Origin of the sequence: Sphingobacterium allocomposti, from assembly GCF_008124885.1 — a bacterium.
In the GTDB taxonomy this organism is placed as follows: domain Bacteria; phylum Bacteroidota; class Bacteroidia; order Sphingobacteriales; family Sphingobacteriaceae; genus Sphingobacterium; species Sphingobacterium allocomposti.
The window spans coordinates 19,310-44,482 of sequence record NZ_VNHX01000009.1; the positions used below are offsets into that span (position 1 = coordinate 19,310).

Consider the following 25,173-nt stretch of genomic DNA (forward strand, 5'->3'; position numbering starts at 1 on the left):
GATACCCGCATTTACCATCAAGTTTGCCCACAAGAGCATGGATTACGGGTTCCGCTATTCGATCCTTAAAAGGCTATATGGAATATCATGCATGTTTTTTTCATTTAAAGCATGTGTATTTCATATCTTTATTGTCTTAGTAACTCATAATGCTAAGTGGCCGAATCAAGGGTCTCAAGCTAGGTTCAGCCAACTCATTCGAACAGGTGCCTATCCGGGCGCCTGTTTGATCAGGTTTCTAGTAAAGTACTATCTCATCTTGTTTCCTCCTATATTTTAATCGGTGTATGCTACAGATAATTTCCATGGTTTGTTCCAACGTGCGGTGTGCATGCAGATGTAGATTATATGAATATCTTTTTGGTTCTTGTCGGGCGCTGCGGATGCGGATGCCATACATGTTATATACAGCCTGACTTACTTCCTGAAAACTAGCTTGTTCCAATACGACATGACCCTCCCGCCAGGAGGCACCCGATGATGAACGGCGGACCTCCGCTTCCCCCCTTGTTATTGCATATACGAGTGACTGCCCTTCTGTCAATTGATGCAACGTCCGGTCAAGGCTGTCCATAACCGCAACTTTGCCATGGTCAACAACAACCCGGATGTCCGGCGTCTGTGCATAGGACATCACGTTAAACGCTGTTCCTAAAACACGAATCTTCAAATGAGACGTCTTGACAACAAAGGAACTTGACCGATTTGGTCGCACATCGAAAAATGCTTCGCCCTCCAAGCTCACCAAACGTTCGGTCCCAGCGTAGCCAGAATCTACCTGCAGGGTGGAATTCGCATTTAGCCAGACCCGTGAACTGTCGGGCAGGATCAATAGCTTCCGTTCTCGGATGCCTGTGTTAGTAATATAGGTCGAAGCTCCCTGTTTCCCGACGGCTGATTCATCGACCACGGAACGGTTGACCGAGGCCACGTATCCCCATATCCCGACGAGTGCTACCACAGCTGCAACACTCAGTCTGAGCACAATATGCCGGTTTCTTCTTAACCACGAATGCTGAATCGTGTGGGTGGGCAGCCGCTCCCATATCTGCTTGCGCAGCATTTCCTTCTGAACAGGGTCGTCCAGTTCGGGTATTTTGTTTTGCTTAGTAGAAAACGACTCGTACCAAAGGTCGACAACCCGACGTTGGGCATTGGTTGAGTCATTCGCCAAATAATTCCGTAATAACTTTTTTAATTGTGTAAAGTTCACTTCCTATCGCTTTTCATATCTATAGTGACATGAAGAGGGCTGAAGTACTTCAACAAATTGTTACCTGTCCATTAACTTTTTATAAACAGCAATAGAAAGATATAAAGGGAGGAAGAGATGTCTGGGTGTTTTTCCGCCAGCACGGTTTTCAAGCGCTTTAACGCTTCAGAAGTATTGTTCTTTACCGTCTGGGAAGACAGGCCGAGGGCCTCGGCGATTTCGGCAACCGTAAAATCCTGGTTCCGCAAAAGAAAAATGTCCCGCATGTTTTCAGGGAACGACGCAACAGCATCTTCCAATGTCTTCTGCACTTCGCCCGCTGCGATGGCATCCACAATGCTGTCTTCGAAAACAGTCATCTGGAAAACAAGATGATCAATAACGTCCTGATGCAGCCGCGCCCGTGTTATATGACGGATGACACGATATTTCATTGCACTATATAGGTAAGCCGCAAGCGTTGTATGAATCTCCAGACTATGTCTACGTTGCCAAAAATCGGTAAACACATCCTGCACGAGATCCTGCGCCTCATTATAATTTTTAAGCCGATAGTATGCTTCCCTAAAAAGGCCTTCCCAATGTGCGTTGAAAATAGAGGAAAAAACGTCCTCTCGACCAGCCTTCAGTTGGTCAAGCAGTTCCGGGACGTCCATATATTTCATTTCAGGCATGTTTCGCCAAAGATAGTCTTCCAAGATTAAGGGAATGTTAAGAGCACATAGCGCTTTATTTATATCCTTCGCTGTATATAAACACGACGTCCTGGCAAAAATGCCAGGACGTCAACACATTGTTTGGAGAATCTTACTTCTCCCACCAAACTTTCGTATGAAAATCGTCGCCCCCCATCTGTTCTACCGCCTTCTGGTAATTTTCAGGATTAAAGCGGCGAACCTCATTCTTATACATGAAGCGTGTAGGCATCACTCCATTATGTAGCATATGTGGTGTTTTTGGCAACTTCGGATACCCCGTACGGCGGTACTCGAACCATTGCTGGTAGTCTACCATGAATAGGCCAAGATACTTCTGCAACATAATGCGCTCTAGCGTACCATTAAACTTAGCCGCTTCGTTCTCGAAGTAGTCGGCTGGAACAGTTCCTCCATATTGTTCAATAGATGCTTTCACCCCTTTTTCGTAAGCTTCTTCCGCCTCTTCCATCATTCCTAAATCGAGGTATACCTCTGCTTTGATAAACTCCACTTCGGAGTACGGCATCAGAATTTCCTTGATTGGTGTCCCTACGTTGTTCGGATACATCAAATCGCCGTTGGGCGTACTTGGGTTAAAGCCAAAGACTTCCTGGCCAGAGTGCCCCGCAGGGATTCCTTTGTAGCCGATAGGAGTACTGTTGTTATCCTCGTCGGTTATCGAAGCCTGCGTCATAATGAATGGACGACGCGGGTCGTTCAACTCATTTAGGCGATCTACAAAAAACTCAGCCATGGCCGTGAAGTTCACATAATCCTGACGCCGGCCCCAAGCGTAATCGTAGGGCGCCAGCCCGGTAATTTCCACCATAGCAGCCTCAGCGTTCGACGTAAAAATAGGATACTGTGCAGGGTTGTCTAAGATTGCCTTAATCTTTGCTGTGGCATCGATACGTTTCGATTGGCGCAGGTAATAGCGTAACAACAAAGAGTTGTTGAACTTCCGCCACAGTGCCTTATTGTTGTTATACAGCAGATCATTTCCGTCCATCACAGCGTCGGCAGTATACATGGTGTTCGCCTCTTCCAACGCCGCGACCATGTCGGTATAGATTTTTTCCTGGGTATCAAATACCGGCTGTGTGATCCCTTCTTCAGCCAGCAGACCTTCAGACAATGGCACATCGCCGAAGCTATCCGTCAATATACCTGCAATGTATGCCTTTAACGTGGTGGCCACCGCCTGGTACACCGGATTGCCCATCGCAATCGCCGAACTTTCCATTTCACGCACATTCCGCAAATAACGGTAACACGTATTCCAGGTACCGTCTCCGGACGTTTCTGTCAGATAATAACGGTGAGCACCGTTTGCTGCACTTGGGTTCGACAACCCGGTTTGCATAATTTCCCAGGTGAAGTCATTGCTCCGTACCGTGAAATAAGTAGACATACCGTACACCGTTGGTGTGACGAAGGATCCCGGCCTAGCCGATTCAATATTATTTGGATCAGTATTTAATTCGTCGAAATGACCCGTACAGGCGCCCAACCCGGCCGTACCTAACAAAAGGGCAAAGCTAATATGTTTAAGTTTCATGACTGTTCTTTTTTTAAAAATTCGCTCTCAAATTAATACCGAAAGTTTTCGTACTCGGCATTTGTCCCATCTCTACCCCCGGCATAATGCTAGAACCATTTAATGCCGCGGTTTCCGGATCATACATCGGGAAGTTTGTCCACATAAATAGGTCACGCCCGAAAAATGCAATGGAAGCATTGTTCATCTTCAAACGGGATACGACCGACTTTGGTAGTCCGAACTCAAACCGCACTTCACGCAACTTTAGATAAGATGCATCGAAGCTGTTGGTTTCCAAGTTCGCCCGGCGGTAGTAGTCGCCGTACCACGTATTGATAGCCGCAGCCGTTGTATTTGGGCTGTAAGTACCGTCACCATTGTCGATAACCCCCTCACCTACAATCGTTCCAGTCTCACGGCCTTTTAAGGTATGCTTCAGCTTCCCTTGCTCCGTCATTTTGTGGTGTGTCTGGGAATATACAATACCGCCGTACTGCCCATCTAGCAACACACTCAAGGACATATTCTTGTAACGGAACTCATTGTGGAAGCCCCCACGCCAGTCGGCGTATGCATTACCGATCAGGGTTTTATCATTCGGGCGCACCGCTAAACCCGTATTCGGGTCGTAGAGCACATCGCCATTTTCATTACGGACCAAGCCATATCCCCAGAGGTCTCCTAGCGAGCCTCCGATAGTAGCCCGCGACTCTACAGCACCACTGCCCGAGGTTGCGATAATCTGATAGGGCGTCTCTACACCCTCCGTCAGCTCCAACACTTTATTATCGTTTTTAGCCCAGTTAATGCTTGTTGTCCAACGGAAGTGCTCGTTCATGACCGGTGTTCCGGACAAACTAATCTCCCAGCCTTTATTCTCAATCAATCCGGCGTTGATAAACGCGGAACTAAATCCCGTGGTTACATCCAATGGCACACTCAAAACTTGGTTAAACGAACGGATATAGTAGTAATTCACATCCGTTGTCAAGCGGTTATTTAAGAAAGCTACGTTCAAACCAAACTCCGAAGAGGCAGACATTTCGGGTTTCAAATCTGCGTTATGCAGAACGGACGGAGCCTCGGCTGATCCCGGAAACACGGATGTAGCGAAATATTTCGAAGTCCGATAAGGTTCGGTATCACTACCCACACGTGCCCAAGACGCCCGCAATTTTGCGAAAGAAATTGCCTCTGGCAACGTCATCAGTTCACTCAATATAAAGCTACTGCTTATTGAGGGGTAGAAGTACGAGCGGTTATGTGCCGGCAATGTTGATGACCAATCGTTCCGTGCTGTCAGATCCAAATAGATCTTATCCTGCCACGACAGGTTTACCATCCCGTAAACACTCTGGACCTCCTTCGCCGCACGATCGTTTTCAGCAAGTGCATTCGTCAAGGCATTGCTCAGCTTATAGATGCCCGGCAATGTTAAGCCCCGCGCCACACTATTATTCACACGTGCATCGCGCTTCATGACGTTTCCTCCTAGTGAAGCGCGAAGTTTAAAATCTTCATGTAGCTGCGTATTATAGGTCAATAGGGCGTCGGTATTAGATTCCAGAAAAAACATATCCTGCTCCTTATAATACCCGTTCGGGAAATTGGCCGTATCCCAAGGTCTTCTCTGCTGGCGCGCGTCCGACCGCATACTTAATCCCGATCGAACCATCAATTCCCACTGGGGATTAAACGTATACAAACCCTGTAACATCCCATCTACCCCATGGCTAGCCAGGCTATTGGTCATTTCATGCGCAATAATAAAAGGGTTTTCGATATAGGAACTAAATGGGTGAATCTGCGCTATCTGCTCTTGTCCACGTTGCCATCTCGGGCGGTACCAATCTAAGTCAATGCTCGGATTCTGGAAAATCATAAAGTACGCAATCGACTGGTTATTATAGCCCGTTCCGGGGAGATTGTCGCTATTTTTATTTGTATAATTGGCCTTGAAATTGACCTTCAGCTTATCGCTCAAATTTGCTGTACCATTCAGCGAAGCCACCAGACGGTCAAAACCGGTATTCGGCATGATCCATTCATTCTTGGTGTGGGTCAATGACGCCCGGGCAGAAAACTTATCCGTCCCGCCGTCGAACGCTACGTTGTTCATAAACGTAGATCCGGTGCGGAAGAAACCCGTCACTCCATCTTTGTACGGTCTCCAAGGTTGACGGGTCAAGCTTTGTCCTTCTACCGTCGGATCATACTGAAAGTACTCCTGGCCTTCGAACTTCGGTCCCCAAGCGCTGGAAGTTGATCCTGTATTTGCTCCATCCGCACTAGCGCCGTATGAATAATACAGCTCTCCGGCTGCATTTCGGTTTAAATTACCCTGTCCATATTCATATTGGAATTCCGGCCAGCGCAGCACATTCTGGAAACTGCTGTTAGAATTAACAGTCACCCCAATTCCTTTGCTGTTCCGCTTTCCGGATTTAGTCGTGATAATCAAAGCACCATTACCGGCACGGCTACCATATAACGCCGTTGCTGCCGCTCCTTTTAGTACGGAAATCGATTCAATATCATCCGGGTTAATATCGCTAAAACCGTTTCCAAAATCCACCGGAATATCCTTATCTAATCCACTCGATCCGGCGCCATACGCATCCGTTACGCCCGAACTCGCACCTCCCTTGATCAAGGGAATACCATCCACCACGATTAACGCCTCATTATTCCCCCCAACGAGAGACCTATCTCCCCGTAGGGTGATACGCGCCGTGTTCAGCGGCCCTGAACTGGCCTGTGTGATATTCAAGCCGGCAACTTTACCTTTCATGGCGTCCACCCAGTTGCTGGGGGTAGCATCCGTCATCTGTTCCCCACTGATCTGCGTCACAGCATAGCCCAAAGATTTTGCTTCCCGCTTAATCCCCAGGGCTGTTACTACAACCTCGGTAATCTCCTGATCATCGGAAAAAAGACTAATAGTTACATTACCTGCCGATTCCGACCAAGTCCGCGTTAACGTCTGGTAGCCTATGCTTTGGAATGTCACTTCTTGGTTTCGCTCAATTTCGATAGAAAAACGTCCTTGGTTGTCCGTCGTTCCTAACGGCTTCCCTGCCGCAAAAATCGTAACACCGCCTAACGGAGACCGCGTGTTATCGTCTAACACTGCGCCGGAGACCGACACTTTTTGCTGCGCTAACAATACGCGTTCTTTTGCTGGATTTGCAAAAGAATGCGACAATCCGGGAACAAACCCGAGCCCCACCATGAGCAAAAACGCCCGGCCTGTACGGCCAGAACACCGGTAGAGCGAAGAAGTAATTTTTTTCATTTCTTTCATAATAGACGCTTGTGTGGCAGAAAATAGCCATCATCCAACGGCGGCAAAGCTAGCTAGGTCATGTTAAGTTTATGTTAACATTGCATTAATAAAAAAATAAACATGCAAAGTGATGCACAAAAACGCAATGTAAATCTGCCCGTAGAGAAATATACCGCTCACGGATACGCGTCCCCGTTGTCGACGTTAAATATGAAACGAAAAAAAAACGGACCTAGAACTCCCAATCGGTGCCATCCCGTTCCGGAGGGGTGGGAGGCACATATTTCCCCTGTTCCTTATTCTTCAATACGATCCCCTCTTTCACATGGAACACCTGCATAATATCGGTAGCCACATGTTGGTTATGGAGAGAGGAAAAATCCAACGTGCCACCATTTTCAGACAGGTAGAACTGAACAGTGCCGAGTACGATAATCAGGCTATTCGGAAACAGGGAGATAGGTATCGACGTCCGTTCGCTTTTTTGCTCACTGTTCGGAATAATAAATAACGTTTTCGTTTTCATACGATGCAAAGGCTCTTCTCCCTTTCCAAATTCTACAGTCAAAACGTCAAACGTTACGGCTATTCGCGTAACACGGTACGGAATCCTCGCAAGAGACCACCTTTTGTCTGATGGAAGTTCAACAATTATCTCGGTTTGCTTAAAAGCGATATCGGGAGTCCATGGCAATAAAGTTGTCCAAGATGCACGTTCATTAAGGGACAGGCCTAATAACATATTGGCATACGAAAACCCATCCGCTCCTTCAGCAAGGAGCTTTTTGTTATTGTCGCGGATACGCCGTAACAAGGAAACCAGTTTCTGATAATGTGATGCTTCCACGGGCTTGGGCAATATCTCTTTCCAAGCACGGTAGATCTGGGCTGCCATCTTGCTGGACAAACTGAATTCCTGTGCCGCGACTTTACTCCCCTCGCTCAGTTTGTAGTTGTCACCGCGTTTCCGGTATTTCTTCCGAATGTACTTCTCAATTATTCTGTCCATGCGAAACCAAAAGTTAAATTCAACATGAATAAACAAACTACTTGCTTCTAATATAAGAAATTTTTACCTTTGAGAAACAGAATAAACCATAACAACCTGCATCTTCTATCTCCTTAATTCTCCATGGAAGTCCGCCAAAGTCCGTTTAAGTCCGTCAAAGTCCGTCAAAGTCCGTACTTCCTACCATACAACCTCGCCCCTACTCCGCATCTGGTTCGACACATCTTCGATTGGTCTTCGGCTTTCGTTCGACAAGGCTTCGCCCTGGATTTGAGATGCGGCCAAAGGTTTGTCGAAGACCGGCCAATGAACATCCGGCCGTGTCCCGAAGCAGCTTAAACAACTTCTCAAAGAAGAGCCGCAAATTCCGAAACCACCCCTCGTCCGGCCATACAATGCGCAAAAGTAAATGATCGCTTCAGACGTACATAAACATGCTGATTCCGGCGAGGACGTATGACTACCCATTCACCTACATACTTGAGCAATCTGTATATTTCATCTACCAAGAAGTTGCTGACGGCAGAGGAGAGATCGATAAATTGCTTTTATATAAACGCGGTTATTTTGCTCCTAATGGCAATTTATCTAAGTTTGTAGCATGATTTATTTCCACATTCCATTTTGCAAACAGGCTTGTCATTATTGTGATTTCCATTTTAGCACATCCCTAAAGTACAAAGACGACATGATACAGGCTTTGCTGTCAGAGATGGAACAGCGTCAGAACGAGTTAACGGACAGAACGGTAGAGTCGATTTATTTTGGCGGAGGAACCCCTTCTGTTTTGGACCCGGACGATATCGAACAGCTGATTGATAAAGTGGGCACTTACTTCGACATTAGGCCGCATGCTGAAATCACACTCGAAGCGAACCCCGACGACCTTGACAAACACAAAGTGCAAGCGTTACGCCGCACCCCTGTCAACCGATTCAGCATCGGCGTGCAATCTTTTTTTGAAGAGGACCTGCGCTGGATGAACCGTGCCCACCATGCGTCTGACGCGGAAGCAGCCATCAAACGGGTGCAGGATGCCGGCTTTGAAAATATTACGGCCGACCTGATCTATGGTTATCCGTTATTGACCGATGCGAAATGGAGAGACAATATCCAGCGGTTGCTGGACTTTAATATCCCACACATCTCCTCTTACGCGATGACCGTCGAACAAAGGACGGCACTAGCCCACTTTGTGCAACAGGGCAAAACACCCCCTATGGATGAGGAACAAAGTGCTTCACAAATGATACAGTTGATTGAGACACTAACAGCAGGAGGCTTTGAACATTACGAAATTTCTAACTTCGCCAAGAGCGGCCGTTATGCCAAACATAACACCAATTATTGGCGTGGCAAGCACTACCTGGGTATAGGGCCTTCGGCCCACTCATTTGATGGGGTGTCCCGAAGCTGGAATATCGCTAACAACGCGCAATACATCGAGGGCATCTTGTCGGGCAGCCGGAAGTATGAAACAGAAACACTTTCCTTTGAAGACCGTGTTAACGAGTATATAATGACGTCGCTGCGCACCATGTGGGGTATCGACCTGCAAAAAATTGAGGAACAATTCGGTCCGGAAGCGGTAAGACATATTCGACAAAATGCCGAGCCCTTTTTTGCACAACAACATGTGGAAGCCGTCGAGGAGCGATACCTCCGTTTGACCAAGACCGGAAAGCTCCTAGCTGATCATATTGCGTCCGAATTGTTTCTGCTGCCGACGTAGCATAGCGGTCGAATAAACCGATCAAAACAATATGCGAACCCGACGGGGTTGTATAAAAAACACCGTCTATAGATATGCGACCCCTTCAGGGTCGTATAGAAAAACGCTTTGTGCTATAGGTATGTGACCCTGAAGGGGTCAGGGAATTTGTTAAACAATAATCCCGAAGGGATTACATGTCTATAGATAAATCGACCGAAATAATATTCGACCCTGAAGGGGTCGTATAGAAAAACGCTTTGTGCTATAGGTATGTGACCCTGAAGGGGTCAGGGAATTTGTTAAACAATAATCCCGAAGGGATTACATGTCTATAGATAAATCGACCGAAATAATATTCGACCCTGAAGGGGTCGTATAAAAAACGCCTTGTGTTATAGATATATGACCCTGAAGGGGTCAGGGAATTTATTAAAGAATAATCCCAGAGGGATTACATGTCTATAGATAAATCGATCTAAATAATATTCGACCCTGAAGGGGTCGTATAGAAAATGCTTCCCGAAAGCGAAATAATCCTCAACGGATTACTTCCGCATTGATACCAAAGGATGCCGCTTGATTTACTTATCAAGCAGATTGACCACATCTTCGCGACGCGCAGCGGGTACCACGTGCAGGTCAACTAATTTCCCCCCGCGCAATTTCCCCTGCACTGTCGTCTGTTGAGGCGCATGCAGCTTGAAGTCCACATCCCACTCCCGAGGCCATGCGGGAAAGAGATAAATTTTATCATCCGCGGTTTGAAGAAGCATCTCCTGCAAACCGATCATTCCAGATCCGCCCCAATTGTGATCTGGTACCCAATCGAATCCCGGCCCCCAGAATGTTGGAAACCGCCGCGGCGCGTCGCCCAGCTTCAGCAGGGTGAGCCGCTTTGCTTCATCTGTCAGCCCTAAACGGGCCGCAAAGATGTTGTCTTGTTTCCATCCTACATGACTTCGGAATTTCAGCAGATCCGGGTCCAGCCAATAGGTATTTCGAGCGACCTCCAGCTCCGCCTTTCCGACGCCGTATATACCCCAGGGAAATACGGGATAGAGTTGAGGCGCTTCCGTATTGTTGAGGCGGGCCCATAGTTGGGCGGGTGCTAACACCTTCTTGCCGTCGATTTCCCGCGTGGGCAGAGGAGGGATACGTTTTTGAAAACCGGTGAGATAGGCAGATAGTGATGTATCCCGCTTCACCTCCGTTAGCGACAGCATACGTTTGGTCACCTCCTGGAGCGCTGCTACCGTCGTTGATGCATTATAAGCCATTTTATAGGTCTCCGCAGAAGAGCCGGGATAAAATATTAAATGTCCCTGCTGATCCAACACTTTGCTTCCCGATTGCCGTGCCCGATACTGATAATGTTCATCAAAAAAACGCAGGCAACTTTCTATAAATGGGATATACGTCTGCACCTCTTTCCCGCCGTAATTCTGCGTTTCCAGCATCATCATACAAAACTCCAGCACCGTATCCCACTGGTATTCGAGCCACGCATTATATTCCAGCCCCGCATCATAGTCCTTGGGGCGCTTCCAATTGTACTCGGCCGGATTAGGCAGGCCAAAATTTTCGAGCTGTTCCGTAAAACTAGCGCCATCGTGCCCCCAATACACCTTAGATCGCCATTCGGCGTTCCGCTGCAGCCGCTGATAAAATTTGAATTGCGCAGGCATCATGTCAAAGTCCCCGCTCTTCAGCATTGGCCAATATACCAACCGCTGATTTTGCGCGGTATGTGTGCCTCCTCCCCAATTCCGAAAATCCGGCGTGAAGGTGAATGTACTATCTACTCCGGACGGATCATAGGTGAACAGCCCTCCATTAAACTTCGTCGGGTACTCCCCATAGGCATTACACGCCAGCATGTAGCGAAAGAGCTGATAATTCCGCCCGATACGCCACGCTTCCTCTTCCTTATCTTGATTTTGCGGAAGGATAGCGATGTAGCTCCGTTCCCAAAATGCGCGCCACCAGGCCTCCGTTCGTTTTTTCCGCACAGCTAAGGGCCGCTCCGCGCCCGCTAATCGATTGATCCGCTCCACCCACTCCGCCAGGCCGTCCGTTTGTTGAGCAAGCAGCGTCACTTGTACATGATGCGTTTTACGCGGGTGCCGGCTTCTTAATACCCACGCCCGAAAATCCGTATCCGCATAACGGCCCTCGCGCTGTTCCACAAACGCTAGCGCATCTCCCTGCATAAGCCCTCCGGAGATCAACCCCGCCAGAGGATTATATAAAGAGTCTTTCACCCCTGTCAGCTGCTGCTGGCGGACGACGATATCAAAAGCCGTGGTATCGCGGTTTTTATGGTAAAAAACAATCGCATTATCTGCCGCTCGAATGCTATCCTTATGCGTCACGACCCGATGCGGAGGCGCCCACTTCCAGGAATTGGCGTTATTTTCTTTCTTTTGTGGGTATAAGTCCTTGTAGCGCCAGCTTTCGTAGCTAGCCTCCATGCTTATTTTCTTATTTGCTTCGACTTCCACATGCACATTGGGCGTATGTACATCCACCCACACCAATACCTTCGCCTTAACATCGCGATGCTGTCCTTCAAGCACAATATGTCCTTTATCCAACTGTAGCTCCTGCCGGAAATCCCTGCCTTCAAATGGATTGGGCGACAGCGTAAGCCGCACACGACCGAGTTTTAACAAGGTATTGTTTTCGTCGAATGCACCACTCTTCCCCAGATAAAAAAGAATATCCCCATTTTCTACCCACACGTTCAGCCCAATATCTCCGCCGCCAACCGGCATTGATTCCGCAGAGCTTTTACTGGGTGCTGTCCATAACACGTTATAATCTTTCCAGGAAAAGTCCTGTGCGAAAACAACGCACACGTTGAGACAAAAAGCCAACACAAGTATATATCGTTTCATTCTTTCTTACGCTTCCGAGTACTGTTACATGTTTTTAGATAGTCTGCGCCGGTTACCAACTGTCCGTACGGAATGAGCCCACGGGCAACCCGTTGACGCCAAACAGATCGCCTACCACGAAATCTTTAAAAGCATAGCGCACAGCAACCGGAGCGGCCACACGGGGGGAGGACACCACGACGGTCTTACCCTGCACGACAGCCGTTGCTGGATAAAAAATCTTATCCCCGCCGGCGATTTCAAAAGCCTGCAGGCTCTTACCGAAAGAGGTTAAGCCCAACGGCGCATCGGTAAACCGAACGATTGCCGTACTGCCTTTGATTTCCAAACTGTCGTATAACGGACTTCTATAGTTTAACGCTTGCATGCCGTAAGCATCCCCTAAAGCCAAAAGTGCTAACCGCTCGGCTCCTTCCCGCTTGCGGGAAGGGTGTATGCAGTCTTTCTCACCAAGATCTAACGTAACAGCCATACCGCTGTTGTTTAGTTTGGCCAGCGACTTCCGTTGCGCGTCCCGAAGGAAAGCCGAATTGTATTTCCCGCCGACATGATAGGGAGGTAAAGCAGCATAGTCGAATGGGGCAATCTGTGTGAAGTAAAAAGGCAGCTGCTCCTCTCCCCACTGCTTACGAAGGTTGGTCACCATCCGTGGAAATAGGATTTCGTACGCGTCGGGGCGTTCGTAATTCGATTCTCCCTGATACCAGATGATCCCCTTGATGCCATACCCAATGATCGGATGGAGCATCCCATTGTAGAGCATCGTGGGTATTCTATTTTTATCTTTTAAGCCCTCCTCCTGTTGGGGAATTTCTGTATCTTTTTGGTCGGCCAACCACGCAGCATCCATCCACGTCTCCACGTTGGAGCCACCATAGCTACTATGGATAAGCCCCACGGGCACGTTCAGCACCTTGCGCAATCTCCGTCCAAAAAAATAGGCCGTCGCACTAAAATTGGCCACCGTCTCGGGCGTTGCAGTTTTCCATATCGAAGGCTTACTATCTTGAGCAGGCTTAACGGAAGGGTTACGTGGAACGGTATACAGCCGCAGCTGGGCGTCCGTACTCTCTAGAATCGCCTCCGTACTACCCGCAATAGGCTGCCCGGGGTATCCCTTCATTGGCATCTCCATATTAGACTGCCCTGAACAAAGCCATACCTCTCCGATCAACACATCTTGCAGCTGTATGGTATTGCCCTCCGATACAAGAATTACATAAGGCCCCCCGGCGGCCGGCGTTTCCACGTATACACGCCAGTTGCCCGCTTTGTCGGCTTTTCCTTCATACATCCTGTTATCCCAGGACGTTCTCAGCTGTACCACCGCGTTCGGGTCTGCCCACCCCCATAAGGGAACAGACTTTTGTTGCTGTAAGACCATCCCATCCGTAAAAATAGCCGACAGCTTCACCTCGCCACGTAAACCAGCGGCGAACAGGAGCAACAGAAACGTCATTAACTGTTTCATCTTTTTCTTCTAATTTTTTCCTAACCAAACGGCCATATCGCCAAACGTGCGGTTACCCCACGCGAAATACGGAACGAGTCGAACAGGAACCGTCTGTTTTTTCGTTTCACCCATCGGGCGGTACAGGGTGCTCCAACTTTGCTTCCCGTCCGTATAAGCCTGTCCTTTCAAAAATACGATATCTTGCCCCAATACGGACTCATGTGTTGGCACGAAGGTATCCTGATGACTGATCTGTAAGTCGAAAATATCTACGGTTTGCTTGACGTCGGCTTGCTCCAGACAATATACAACAGGACCACGCATGACGGCAACCTGATTGCGTGTTTCTTCCACTAATGGGTTGGCTTCCATAAAACGCACCGCCATGGGCAGGCGTAAATGAATACGATCTCCCTTTTTAAAATCCCCCTTCAAGATAGCATAGCCTTTCTCCTTTGAAAAAGCCACTTTTTCGTTGTTCTTCCTAATCTCAGCCGTTTCTGCCCATGCAGGTATACGCAGCTTAAGCGCATACCCTTTCGGCAACTCTTCGATCAGGAAGGTGGCGTCGCCGTCCCATGGATAGTTCGATTCCTGCTTTATGCTGATCGGATTTCCTTTGTATGTTGTTTGCAGCACATTCCCTCCGTAGAGGTTAACCCACACGGCATCGTCGGAAAGGCCGTAGGCATATGCCGCCACCTCCGCAATTGTCCGTACCACGTTCGGAGGACAGCAGTTGGACAAAGAGATATAAGGCACCCGCTTTTTTGACCAGCGTTGCTGGAACGGAAGCTTTGAAGAATAGCTGAGCGGATTTGTATATAGGAATTTGTCGCCGTCAAGACTAATGCCGGATAACACGCTGTTGTAAAGGGCGAGCTCCAACACATCCATGTACTTTGCATCTCCCGTAAAATTTGTCATTCTCCAGTTCCACAGCATATTGCCGATGTTCGCGCAAGTCTCGTTATGCGCAGTTAGGTTAGGCAGCTGGTAGTCGCGACCAAAAGCCTGATGAACCTTCTGCACCTCCGCTGGATCGTAGGATGTTCCGTCGGGAGACGTGCCATCGTATAGTGCACCTAACCCGCCGGTGATGTACATTTTATGCCGCACGACATCCTCCCAGATAGCGAACAGCCTATTGCTCAGCGTTGTATCTTGCAGCTCCGCACATAAGTCGGCGACGCCGGCATACAGGTAGCTCGCGCGCACCGCATGTCCCATAGCCTTATTTTGTTTGCGGAAGGGCACCCTATCTTGGTTGTCGTCGGTACCGTCTTCAATCTCGCCTTTGATATCGATCAGATGCTTGGCGAGCTCCAGGTACTTCGGATTCCTTGTTGTGCGGTAAAGTTCGATGGTACCCATATAATGAGACGGGCAGATTGCATTGCGGGCAAGCGTGGGATTGGACTTTTTGTAAAACCCGTAAAGGTAATCGGCTGCTTTGGTAGCAATGCGCAACAAGTCTGACTTTCCGGTTACGCGATGATGAATACACGCGGCCGTCATCAAGTGCCCGATATTATATGACTCAAAGCTCAGCCGGTCCTGAAATTCGATATTTTGCCCCGAGTTGCGTTGGTCAATGGTTGCTTTCGTATAGATGTACCCGTCGGCACGCTGTGCTTTAGCAATAACGGGGATGACCTCATCGATCATTTGTAGCAACTGAGCGTCTTTCGTCTGGGCGTAGAGCGCACAGACTGCTTCTAATGTTTTATAAAAGTCGCCGTCATGGAACGAAGGTCCTTTATGTTCGCCTTGCTGTAAACCGGCAGCAATCTCAAAGTTACGGTACGCATGGCTGATTTCGGCATCCGTATAGATATCCCACAGGTTGGGTACCATGCGCTCGTAGCACGTGGATGTCCGTTCTGCCCAAAAGCCTTTGGTCCAGGACACGTCGCCCATGTTCACTGCCTTTTGCACGGCAAACGGGCTTTCACCGGTATTGGTAATTGCTTTTTGCTGTGCCCATGCACCGGCCGCCAAAGCAATGAAGCCCAACGATAAGGTCATTATTTTTCTATAGTTGTTCATTGTTCAATTTTTTTTCCGATGCAACCAGAAAATTGGATCCGGAATCTTCTTTATTTGTTGTCTTTTTGTATTCGACCCCGTTGGGGTCGCGTATAACGGTTATAGATATGTCATCCCTTCGGGATGAGTTGCTTGCACGTACTAAGTTCCATGCGGTTCCCCGTGCTATTCCTACAGAAATACGTCATTCCGACGTGCTATACCACACCCATTGTACATCACCCTTCAATCCCGCTGGCTGCAAATCCTTCAGAAACTTTGGTGTTGCAGTGGTCTGCACATATTTTTGCACGGGATTCTGCCGTACTTCATAGCCAAACCGGTTTCCCCATGTGTTATATACTTTTATTTTCACCGTGTTCGTTCCTTGTTTTACATAGTCCGTCACATCAAGCTCGTACGGCTTGGTCCATATGACACCGGCTGTCTGCCCGTTGACGATGACCTCTGCAAGGCTTTCTACTTCCGCTAAGCGAAGAGCTAGCCGTCTCCCCGCCACAGGTTCCTGCAGCTGCACCGTCGTGGTGTAGTCTCCCGTACCGGAATGGTAACGTAACGCATCGTCCGTCATATTGGTCCAAAAGTCGGGCCGAGACTGTGTGATAGAGCTGTGCGCGATTCCTTCCAGCTGCACGGTCCACGGTCCTGTCGACAGGGACGCCGTCGACTCCTTCCATGCCGGCAGCTCCAGATTTTTCTCGCTGAATAGTACGAAGCATGAAGCGTAAGCATCCAGGTCCAGGCGTACTTCAGTGCGGTTATTCCTTTCTTCCGAAGCCAACGGTGCGAGTTTATCGGTCACGGCATCGTACACATATACAAAAGGTGCCGTATCGCGGAATGAAATTCGGGGGCTATGGGCTACGCTGTCCTGATTCGCGATGAAATAGCTCTCCCCGCCCTTAAACCGCCGGTGATTCCATGCCAGATAGGTGTTGCGTCCCCCGTCTACGACCACATCTTTGTCTACACCCCATGTACGGAAGTCGCCCCTTTTATAAGCTCCCACGTAAACCTTGCCCCTTCCTAGAGCCTTATATTGCAGTCCCTCCCGCGTTTGCAGGTTGCCGAACATCCTGGTCAGTATCGACTGGAATGCCGATGAATCTGCTGCAGAAACGATGCCCAACTGCTTTTTCGGTACATCTTGAAAAAGAACAGTTGCACCGTCCTCAATCAAGGAGGCAAAACGTCGTAAAACAGGCAACGAAAACGCGTCCGCATTCGGATTAAGCAGGTGGCGTCCCGGCACCACTAACACGCTGTATGCAATATGATCGGAAAACACGACCTTTCCATCAACTACCTTAGCGTGTGATAGCAACGCCTGCGGATTGAAGGAATCGTATGCATAACCTTGTAGGGGATCTATCCATTCTGCAGGATCGTACATATTGGCCGACGTTGTCACCGACGCTATTTTTTGCAGCGGCTGCCCCACATTACGTAGCAGGGAATCCGTCCTATAGACACGCTCCTCCCCGATAATTCCCGGTAAGGTCTGCACTAAGCGGTCTGGCAGCACGGATCTTCGCGGAACCTCTTCGCCAATAAATACGGCTATATCACGGACCGGTTTTCCGTGTTGCAGCAACTGCTGCGTGCGAATAGCATAATCTATCCATGCTTTACCTGGTTTCCACCAGATCTGATCCCGCTGAAAATAAAGACCGATACCGTCTAAGGTCATCCCCGGCTTACGATCCATCCACGGATTGTGTACATACACGTGGTAGGCTAGGTTGTTTACGCCTAAAGCATAGTTGCGATCCTGTACAGGTTTTAACAAACGGGGATGTTCGTCCCACTGCATGCGGATCTGTGTAAATGCTTCCGACATAACGATATTCTTACCATATATATGTCCGCCGGAAATTGCGTCGAGGATGTCGTTTGGCTTGTCGTGCGATGGGCTTCTAAACCAAAACTCACCCATGGTACGATCCGTAAAGCGGAAATGCGACAGCCCATCGCCGGTCATCACAGGAGCCGTAGCTTCTGCAGTAAACTTCACCCTGTATTTGTCTGCCATGTTGCGCAGCGTTTGGAAGCCCTTTTCTTCCAAAAGCTCTGCGATGGTCTGCCTATAGTCGTGCAGAAAAGCCTCCGACGTCGATGCATTATCGACGACATACCCTGCCAATACCGGTAAGAACCGATCGAGCGCGTATCCACGCCGCGCCCGGAACTCGGTCGGCATATGCTTCGTCCAATTTTGACTTCCCGACTCCCAGGAATCGATGTGGTACACCGTGAGGACGTCGTCAGAGACAGCGGGATCCACCATCTGCTTTGCTCTTCCGTACCACTGTTCAAATTGGAAGGCCATGGCATCGGCGTCCAGCTTATCACACTCCAACCCCTTTGCCGCACCAGCCGTTTCATTTTTATGTCCCGTACTTGTATGCCCAATGCGTATGATCTTCCATATCCCCTTCGGAAGGTCAACTTCGACACGGCCTTCTGGCGATGGTTTAGGCAAACTGCGGAGCTGCTCCCTTCTGATGATATTCGACGTATATATCCAAGACTCGTCGGTCGGCAAGGACACCCGCCATATTTCGCCGGTCTTCCCCTCATATTGGTTGATGCGTGGCTCTTCGAACAAGGTGATACCCAACAACTTCAGGGAGGGCTTCCATTTAGCAAAATCCAGATCCTCCGCCCCCGGCTCGGATCCGTCAGGGTCGTAGACAAATCGAAAAACCTTTGCGGTGGTATATGGAATGGTATGTGTTACGCCGTTATCCCAGTCGAGCCAGCCCATGCGCGGCGACTTCAGTTGCGTGAGCTCCCTGAAGTTCGTTCCGTCCTCGCTGACCAACACCTTCAGGCGGTTCGCCTGATAGTTGGATGCGTTCCACTCGATCTTCAATGCGTTGGCAGAGAATGGCTCCGAAAAGGTGTACTGAATCCATCCGGGCTGCGAGGTGGCAAAGGCCTGCTTATTATGCTTTTCGGCCAAACGCTGCAGATCTTCTCCGTAGCTGCTGCTCACCACGGGCCTGCTGGTATGGCTGGTCTGAAATTCTTTTTGCACCGGTACGGCGAATAGCTGAATATCTTCGTAATATCCGGCATTCCGTTCAGGTTGTGGCAACTGGACCCTGCGCTTTCCTTTCTTTCGGATGATCACTGTCGTGTCTGCCGCTACGACTTTCTTCATGGACTGCTCCGGTTTAATCCACGGACCGCCCGCCGTCGCAAACCCATCGTTAGGAAATAGCGCGATCTGAATATTGTACTTTTTAGCTTCTCCAACCAGGTAGCGGAACATCTCCCACCACGCCGGCGTCATGGTTTCCACAGCTGGCTCAAACAACGGGGGATCTTTCTTAGCCTTAATGGGCGTGAAATAGGCACCTGCGATATTATTCGCAGCCATGGCTTCCAGATCAGCTTTAATACCCTCTTTCGAATAGCTCGCATGCATAAAATACCAGACAACCCACGGTTTGGCTTCCACGTAGGACCGTTGATCCAAGGCGACCAGCGAGGTCGGTATCCCTTTTATCTGGCCAAGGGATGTCATCCATCCCAAAGCCAGTATCAATATGATATAGAGTCTGTTTTGCATCGTACATATTTTGCTGGTAAACGTATCTTTACAACGTTCACGGCTGTCTAATCTATTTATTTTTGTTCACCGCATAAGGTGTCAGGCGGAACGAATACTGGTAATTTCTAGCCGGTATCTGGTATTTTTCGAGCGGCTGTGAGACGTCCGTCCACGTGTCATTCCCCCCTATTCCCATCTGCCTGAAGTCTACATTTAGCGTGATTCTATCCTCTTTTTTTAGCTTATACCAATGTTTAGTCGAGCTGATCTGCTGCTGTGCGTATGGCCACGCACTCATATACAGCGGCTGCCCGCCTTCCACCAGCAGACCGTAATCGGCATTTTGCAAACGGTACCAACGGACGTCCATGCGGTTTCCTGTTTCCTGCGGATAGAGGTAATCCTGCAGCATCGCGTCGATGTTGTCTTCATACACGCCGAGATCAAATCCGTAGGCTCTATCGGGATAGTTCTCCATCGGTCCGAGGCCATAGTATCGGATCTGCTCAAACGAGGGATTGATCCCCATCTGCATGCCCACCTTCGGTATATTCGGCAGTCCTGGCTGTACGTGGAGGTTGTAGTCAACGGTAATGGTGCCGGATCCATTTACCAGATAGCGGACCTGTACCACGGCCGAGTCTGCCGGTAGCGCATACTCAGCCTGCACCTGCACGGCTCCCTCTAGTTGTCTGGCTTCTACTTCCCGCGGCGTCGGGATATTATACCAGTATTTCAGCTTTAGCTGAGGTTTCCAACCACGGCGGTCGTTATCCGTTGCCGGACGGGTAAAGTTCGGTAGCAATGGACCGTTTACGATGACCTGATTTTTGTAAGTATAGTGCTGCAATGCGCCTGTCTTCTTACTAAATACGGCACGGAAGTCTTTACCTACAACTTGATATGTTGTATCTTGCTCCCCGAGTGCAACCTTGCCCCCTGCGCTTGGAGCTTCCGCTATCCATGACGAGCCCTCCTGCCAGCGTACCTGTGAAGACGAGACCACGAAACCTTCCGGCGCCCACGGTGTTGCTTCACGCAAGCGGAACTGCAGGTTCAGCTGATATTCTTTACCGGCCTTTCGTTTGATTGGTACTGCAGCACCTAAGGACAACTCAAGAGAGTCTCCCGCGTTTAGGCTGATTGCCGGAAGCTGCACTTCCTTCACGGGTCTTCCGTCTTCCTGGAGGATCAATACGGCGTCATAGTGATTTAAATTGAGCAACGCCGACCTGTTCTTTATGCGTACCCGCGCATCGTCCATTGCCAGTAACGTTACTTCTGCTGGCTGATAAATACGTTTGTTTTCAAGCATTGCTGCCTTGGGGCGATTCCACGCATCGACAATCCCGTTCAATGCGAAGGAGCCGTTGTGGATCTTCTCTCCGAAGTCTCCTCCATAAGCAAGGACCTTCCCGTACAGGCTGTCCTGACGGACAAGCGCCTGGTCCTTGTAGTCCCAGATAAATCCGCCAATCAGCCGGGGATGCGAACGGAAGATATCCCAGAAGTCCTTGATGTTTCCGGTGGAGTTACCCATCGAATGTGAATACTCCACGAAAAGAATCGGGCGCTTGTCGCCATTTTCCTGGTTCAGGAGCAATTCCGGGGTGAAGATTCCCGGATAAAACCGGGAGACCATATCGACGTAATATTGATCCTGTATATTTTGCAGTCGGTGTGCGTGATCGTTTGATTTAGGATATCGGGGGTCAGAAGGATCGATATAGCCGGGCAGCTGGTGGCTCCCCATTGCGGGTTCGTAGTGCACCGGCCGCGTGATATCGAAGTCGTGAATCCAGGCCGCCATCGCTGCGGTAGTAGGCCCTCTCCCCGACTCATTTCCCAATGACCATATAATAATCGATGGATGGTTTTTATCCCGTTCTACCATACGCGTCACCCGTTCCATGTGGGCAGCCAGCCATGTCGGGTCGTTCATTAGCTTGCCTCCTAGGCCGTGCGATTCCATATTTGCTTCGTCCATCACCATGATGCCATAGCGATCACATAGTTCGTAGATATAGGGGTCGTTCGGGTAGTGTGAGGTACGGATAGCGTTAAAATTGAACTGCTTAATCTGCCGGATGTCCGCCTCCATATCTTCACGTGTCAGCGCCTTACCCCGCTCAGGGTGGTGATCATGCCGATTTACGCCATATAAATAAGTCGTCTTTCCGTTGATCAGCAGCTTACCCGTCTCCTTTGAAAATGCTATGCTGCGGAAGCCGACGTGACAGGTCTTAGCCTCCAGCAAACGATTACTTTTATCGTAGAGACTAACCACCAACCGATATAAGTTCGGTTCTTCGGGCGACCATTTTTTAGGATTAGCTACCTGGCCTTCGAGCAAACCAAACTTTACGTTGTCCAGCCGCGGATAGATTTCGTTGAAGATCTCATCGGCATCCCGTTGCAGTTCCTGCTTCCATACCGGCTTATTGTCTTCATCGTACAATTGTGCCTTAACGACGAAGCCTGCGATGCTATCTCCTGAAAAATTGTCAATCTTAGGACGCAGGGAAAATTTCGCATCGCGATAAGCCGAGTCGAGTGTTGCCTGCCAATGAAAGTCAGCAATACGCACTTTAGGCTCGGCCATCAGAAACACCTCGCGATGTATGCCGCTCAGCCGCCAATGGTCTTGATCCTCCAGGTAGGATGCATCACTCCACCGGATCACCTGCACGGATATTCTATTTTTTCCCCTCTTCAAATAGGGGGTAATATTAAATTCAGAAGGAAGGCAAGAATCTTCCGCGTAGCCTGCGTAGCTATCATTGATCCACAGATGATAAGCAGACGAGACACCTCCGAAATGCAAAGTCACGTTCATGCCATCCCAGTCCTGTGGCAACTCGAACGACCGTTGGTAAGATCCTACGGCATTATAGTCTGTGGGGATACGCGGTGGGTCGATCGGCTGAAACGGATATACGGCAGAGCGATAGATCGGGATATCATAGCCTTTCATCTCCCAGTTAGAAGGCACCTGTATTTTCTCCCATCCCTGAACGTCGGACATATGAAAATCCTTCGGAGCATCCGCCGGTTTGAACGCAAATTTAAAATCCCATTCCCCGTTAAGAAACAACAACCGGTTGTTCGACTGCCGGTCGTTCATTAAAGCGGCCTCTATCGATCCATACGAATAGCCTGTTGCCCGCGCAGGTTCCCGGTTAATAGAGGTGACCATAGGATTTTCCCAGGCCGACGCAATTTTTCCGTCCGGAATGGGTGGAATCACAGCCGGCTTTCCGTCCACCGTCTGTCCCTGCGCGGCTCCAATTCCCGATAGGATCAGTCCCAGCAAGCATGCCCGCACACCAATTTTACTACACACCTGCATACTCCACTTCATAGTTAACCCCTTTTTCTAACTCCAACGTATAGCTATTTTTGTCCACCTGTCTTATTTCGCCCCGGTTCACGCGGGGTTTCTTGGTGCTTTTTATTTTCAGTGTCCCCTGCCCCACCGGCGAGCTGACTTTAATTTTTGATTTTGAAACATACAGCTCGATTTCCCCTTCGGGGGTCGGCACCTTTCCTTCCATCCAGGACAAAGACGCCAGGTAGGGTTCGATTTCATACTGTTCATAGCCCGCTTTAGTCGGTTTAACGCCCAGGTAATATTTTCCCAATAGGTAGATAGGACTTGCTCCCCAAGAGTGACATAAGCTCTTTCCGAACTCGCGCCCGTACATGGCATAATGATCTGCACCGTGTTTGGACGGGTTGTACTCCTCCCAGAAGGTGGTCGCTCCCAGTTTCAACATACCTCCCCAATAATTTTTCATCTCCTTCATCACGTAGTCTTTCTCACCTAAGGCGCACATCGCTTCCAACTCGTAGTAGCGCATATAGGGGGTTACGATTTTCTGTATGTTGTCGTTTAGCAGCACGTTGTCCTTTACGCTTTGCTGCTGTTCTGCGGACAGATAATCAAAGAAAATAGCAAACATATTGGTATATCGGGTGATATTTTCGGTTCGCTTCCCGTCGATGCGGCTGTGGGCAAAGGCCCCCTGCTTCGTGTTCCAATAATAATCGAACAACTTTTTTTTCAGCGCACTTGCCTCGGCGGCGTATGTATGCTTGTCGTCTGGCAAGCGCAGTAGGTCTGCGCATAATGCCATAGTTTCCAAACTTCGGCATAGTAGTAGTTGTTCGAAGCTGACTTCCCCTTGCTTGCTTAATCCTTCGGCCCAATCAATAAACACCCAGTCGCCCGCAAGCCCTTGCATCAGCCCATCTGCATTCCGCCTGTCCAAGCAGAATTGCATGAGGGACCGCATCCGCGGATAAATGGCCGCAATGAATTCTTTATCGCCGGTATACTGATAATAGTCGTATATACTTAGAAACCAGTAGAACGTATAGTCCATAATGGTATTGATATGGCTGACGGTTGGTTCTTTTCCCCGTAACGCCAGGATTGTCCGCTTCACGGTTTCGGCATCAAAACCAAGGTAGTAGTTCATCGCGTACGATTGGTATGCATCGCCACTCCAGATCCACCGATCCCGTTTTATGCCATCGATATAGAATTCACGGGAGGTAAGTTCCATTGTATACTTGGCCACCTCCCAGATCTTATTGAGTTCCTCGTCCGAGCTTTTAAAGGTGCCCCGATCGGGGACAGGAAGATACTCATATTGCATGGATACCTTTTCAAATTGCACCTGTCCGTCGGGCTCTATGTACACAAAACGAAACGCCTTGGATAGATCTAGCGTCGTGTCGTTGGCGTTCTGCAGCTGCACGTCCAGGATATCTAGCGTTTCGCAGGTCTGGGTCGCCAGCGCCTCCTCTCTGGACTCGCCGTAGTAGATATGCAGTTTCCCCCGGCCTTTCAATTGATGCAACGTAAGAAAACCGAAAGTGTTCTTACCGAAATCGATCAGCGTGCCTTTTCCTTGTGCTTGTTGCTGTACAGCCTCCTGCGGCCTTGTCGGAAGACGGAACTCAGATGGGGCTTGTGCTGCTTCGTTAAAATTCCAATACCCTGCATGCACATACGTTGTCCCCGACTGGTCGGAAGCTTTCCCGGTTTCGTCGATCCATTCCTTATCTTCGAAGGTCGCTAACCAGGTTTTATCGGTATACACGTTCTTACCTTGGACATACAAGGCCGGCACCTGTGCCTGGTTGTACACTTTAATGTTTATCTTTTGCTTTCCTTTGTCGAGTTTAACACGACTTGGCATTCCGGCTAACATTTTGCCGTTGATCTTGACATTATACTTGCCTTCTGCGTGGATCTGGATTTCTTCTGCCGCCGGCAAGTCAAATTCCTTATGAAACTCCACCAACACGTAATGGCTGTCCATCTTCCAAAAGGGTGGGAAAAATGTCCCCCGTTCTGTTCTCCGGTTTTGCATATCGTTACTCAACCAAACTTCAAAATCTCCCGGATACCAAATCCAAGTCGCTTTCTGCTGCGCAAACAGCAAAACGGTGCTGCAGATGCAGCTCATAAGTACGAAAAATCTCTTCATGACTTTGTGTTGCTATCGGCAAGTAAGATGATGACAAGATTGTACAGCCAAATTCCCCAAGTGATTCGTAAAATAGGTCGGCGGAATGGTTTCCTTAACACGGGTCGTACCATCTAGTTAGCCTTGAAATTCACCTCTTACTTTCCGCATGATGCCAACTACAAACTTAGTGGAAAACGTAGGGTAATATTTATGATATTTTCTCCAGCTACTCTAAGATATTGGCATTAGAAAATTGATTACGGAATAGGGAGTCT

The 25,173-nt window shown here is 49.0% G+C and carries 12 protein-coding genes; 1 reads left to right on the forward strand and 11 read right to left on the reverse strand.

Going from position 1 to position 25,173, the window contains the following annotated elements; genetic code table 11:
- Nucleotides 1–238 precede the first annotated feature (238 nt).
- The 5 genes from BC792_RS08180 to BC792_RS08200 form a co-directional block, all read right to left on the reverse strand.
- Nucleotides 239–1,213 carry a FecR family protein gene (locus tag BC792_RS08180; protein WP_148908508.1) on the reverse strand — a complete coding sequence of 325 codons (975 nt, stop codon included), beginning with the start codon at nucleotides 1,211–1,213 and terminating at the stop codon, nucleotides 239–241.
- A gap of 71 nt (nucleotides 1,214–1,284) precedes the next feature.
- Nucleotides 1,285–1,878: an RNA polymerase sigma factor gene (locus BC792_RS08185; protein WP_170249989.1), complete on the reverse strand. Its 594-nt coding sequence runs from the start codon at nucleotides 1,876–1,878 to the stop codon at nucleotides 1,285–1,287.
- 142 nt (nucleotides 1,879–2,020) lie between these two features.
- On the reverse strand, nucleotides 2,021–3,469 hold the full coding sequence (locus BC792_RS08190; RefSeq protein WP_148908510.1) for a SusD/RagB family nutrient-binding outer membrane lipoprotein: 1,449 nt from the start codon (nucleotides 3,467–3,469) through the stop codon (nucleotides 2,021–2,023).
- A 13-nt stretch (nucleotides 3,470–3,482) separates the two neighbouring features.
- A complete protein-coding gene (locus tag BC792_RS08195; protein WP_246154917.1) occupies nucleotides 3,483–6,755 on the reverse strand; it encodes a SusC/RagA family TonB-linked outer membrane protein in 3,273 nt (1,090 codons plus the stop codon).
- A 214-nt stretch (nucleotides 6,756–6,969) separates the two neighbouring features.
- The gene (locus tag BC792_RS08200; RefSeq protein WP_148908511.1) at nucleotides 6,970–7,746 is read right to left on the reverse strand and encodes a hypothetical protein; all 777 of its coding nucleotides are present in this window, start codon (nucleotides 7,744–7,746) and stop codon (nucleotides 6,970–6,972) included.
- A 601-nt stretch (nucleotides 7,747–8,347) separates the two neighbouring features.
- Between BC792_RS08200 and hemW the strand changes: the two genes are divergently transcribed.
- On the forward strand, nucleotides 8,348–9,478 hold the full coding sequence (gene hemW, locus BC792_RS08205; RefSeq protein WP_148908512.1) for a radical SAM family heme chaperone HemW: 1,131 nt from the start codon (nucleotides 8,348–8,350) through the stop codon (nucleotides 9,476–9,478).
- A 563-nt stretch (nucleotides 9,479–10,041) separates the two neighbouring features.
- Here hemW and BC792_RS08210 read toward each other — a convergent pair.
- The 6 genes from BC792_RS08210 to BC792_RS08235 form a co-directional block, all read right to left on the reverse strand.
- Nucleotides 10,042–12,357, reverse strand: a complete 2,316-nt coding sequence (locus tag BC792_RS08210; RefSeq protein ID WP_148908513.1) for a DUF5703 domain-containing protein — start codon at nucleotides 12,355–12,357, stop codon at nucleotides 10,042–10,044.
- Between the two features lie 52 nt (nucleotides 12,358–12,409).
- Nucleotides 12,410–13,828, reverse strand: coding sequence for a sialate O-acetylesterase (locus BC792_RS08215; RefSeq protein ID WP_148908514.1), 1,419 nt, complete (start codon nucleotides 13,826–13,828; stop codon nucleotides 12,410–12,412).
- Between the two features lie 9 nt (nucleotides 13,829–13,837).
- On the reverse strand, nucleotides 13,838–15,859 hold the full coding sequence (locus tag BC792_RS08220; protein ID WP_148908515.1) for an aceric acid hydrolase: 2,022 nt from the start codon (nucleotides 15,857–15,859) through the stop codon (nucleotides 13,838–13,840).
- A 184-nt stretch (nucleotides 15,860–16,043) separates the two neighbouring features.
- Nucleotides 16,044–19,436, reverse strand: coding sequence for a glycosyl hydrolase (locus tag BC792_RS08225; protein ID WP_148908516.1), 3,393 nt, complete (start codon nucleotides 19,434–19,436; stop codon nucleotides 16,044–16,046).
- Nucleotides 19,437–19,488: 52 nt separating this feature from the next.
- The gene (locus tag BC792_RS08230; protein ID WP_246154919.1) at nucleotides 19,489–22,779 is read right to left on the reverse strand and encodes a glycoside hydrolase family 2 TIM barrel-domain containing protein; all 3,291 of its coding nucleotides are present in this window, start codon (nucleotides 22,777–22,779) and stop codon (nucleotides 19,489–19,491) included.
- Nucleotides 22,754–24,916 (reverse strand): alpha-L-rhamnosidase-related protein, encoded by a 2,163-nt coding sequence (locus tag BC792_RS08235; RefSeq protein ID WP_148908517.1) that lies wholly within the window; start codon nucleotides 24,914–24,916, stop codon nucleotides 22,754–22,756. Before BC792_RS08235 ends, BC792_RS08230 begins: the two co-directional genes overlap by 26 nt.
- Nucleotides 24,917–25,173: the final 257 nt, after the last annotated feature.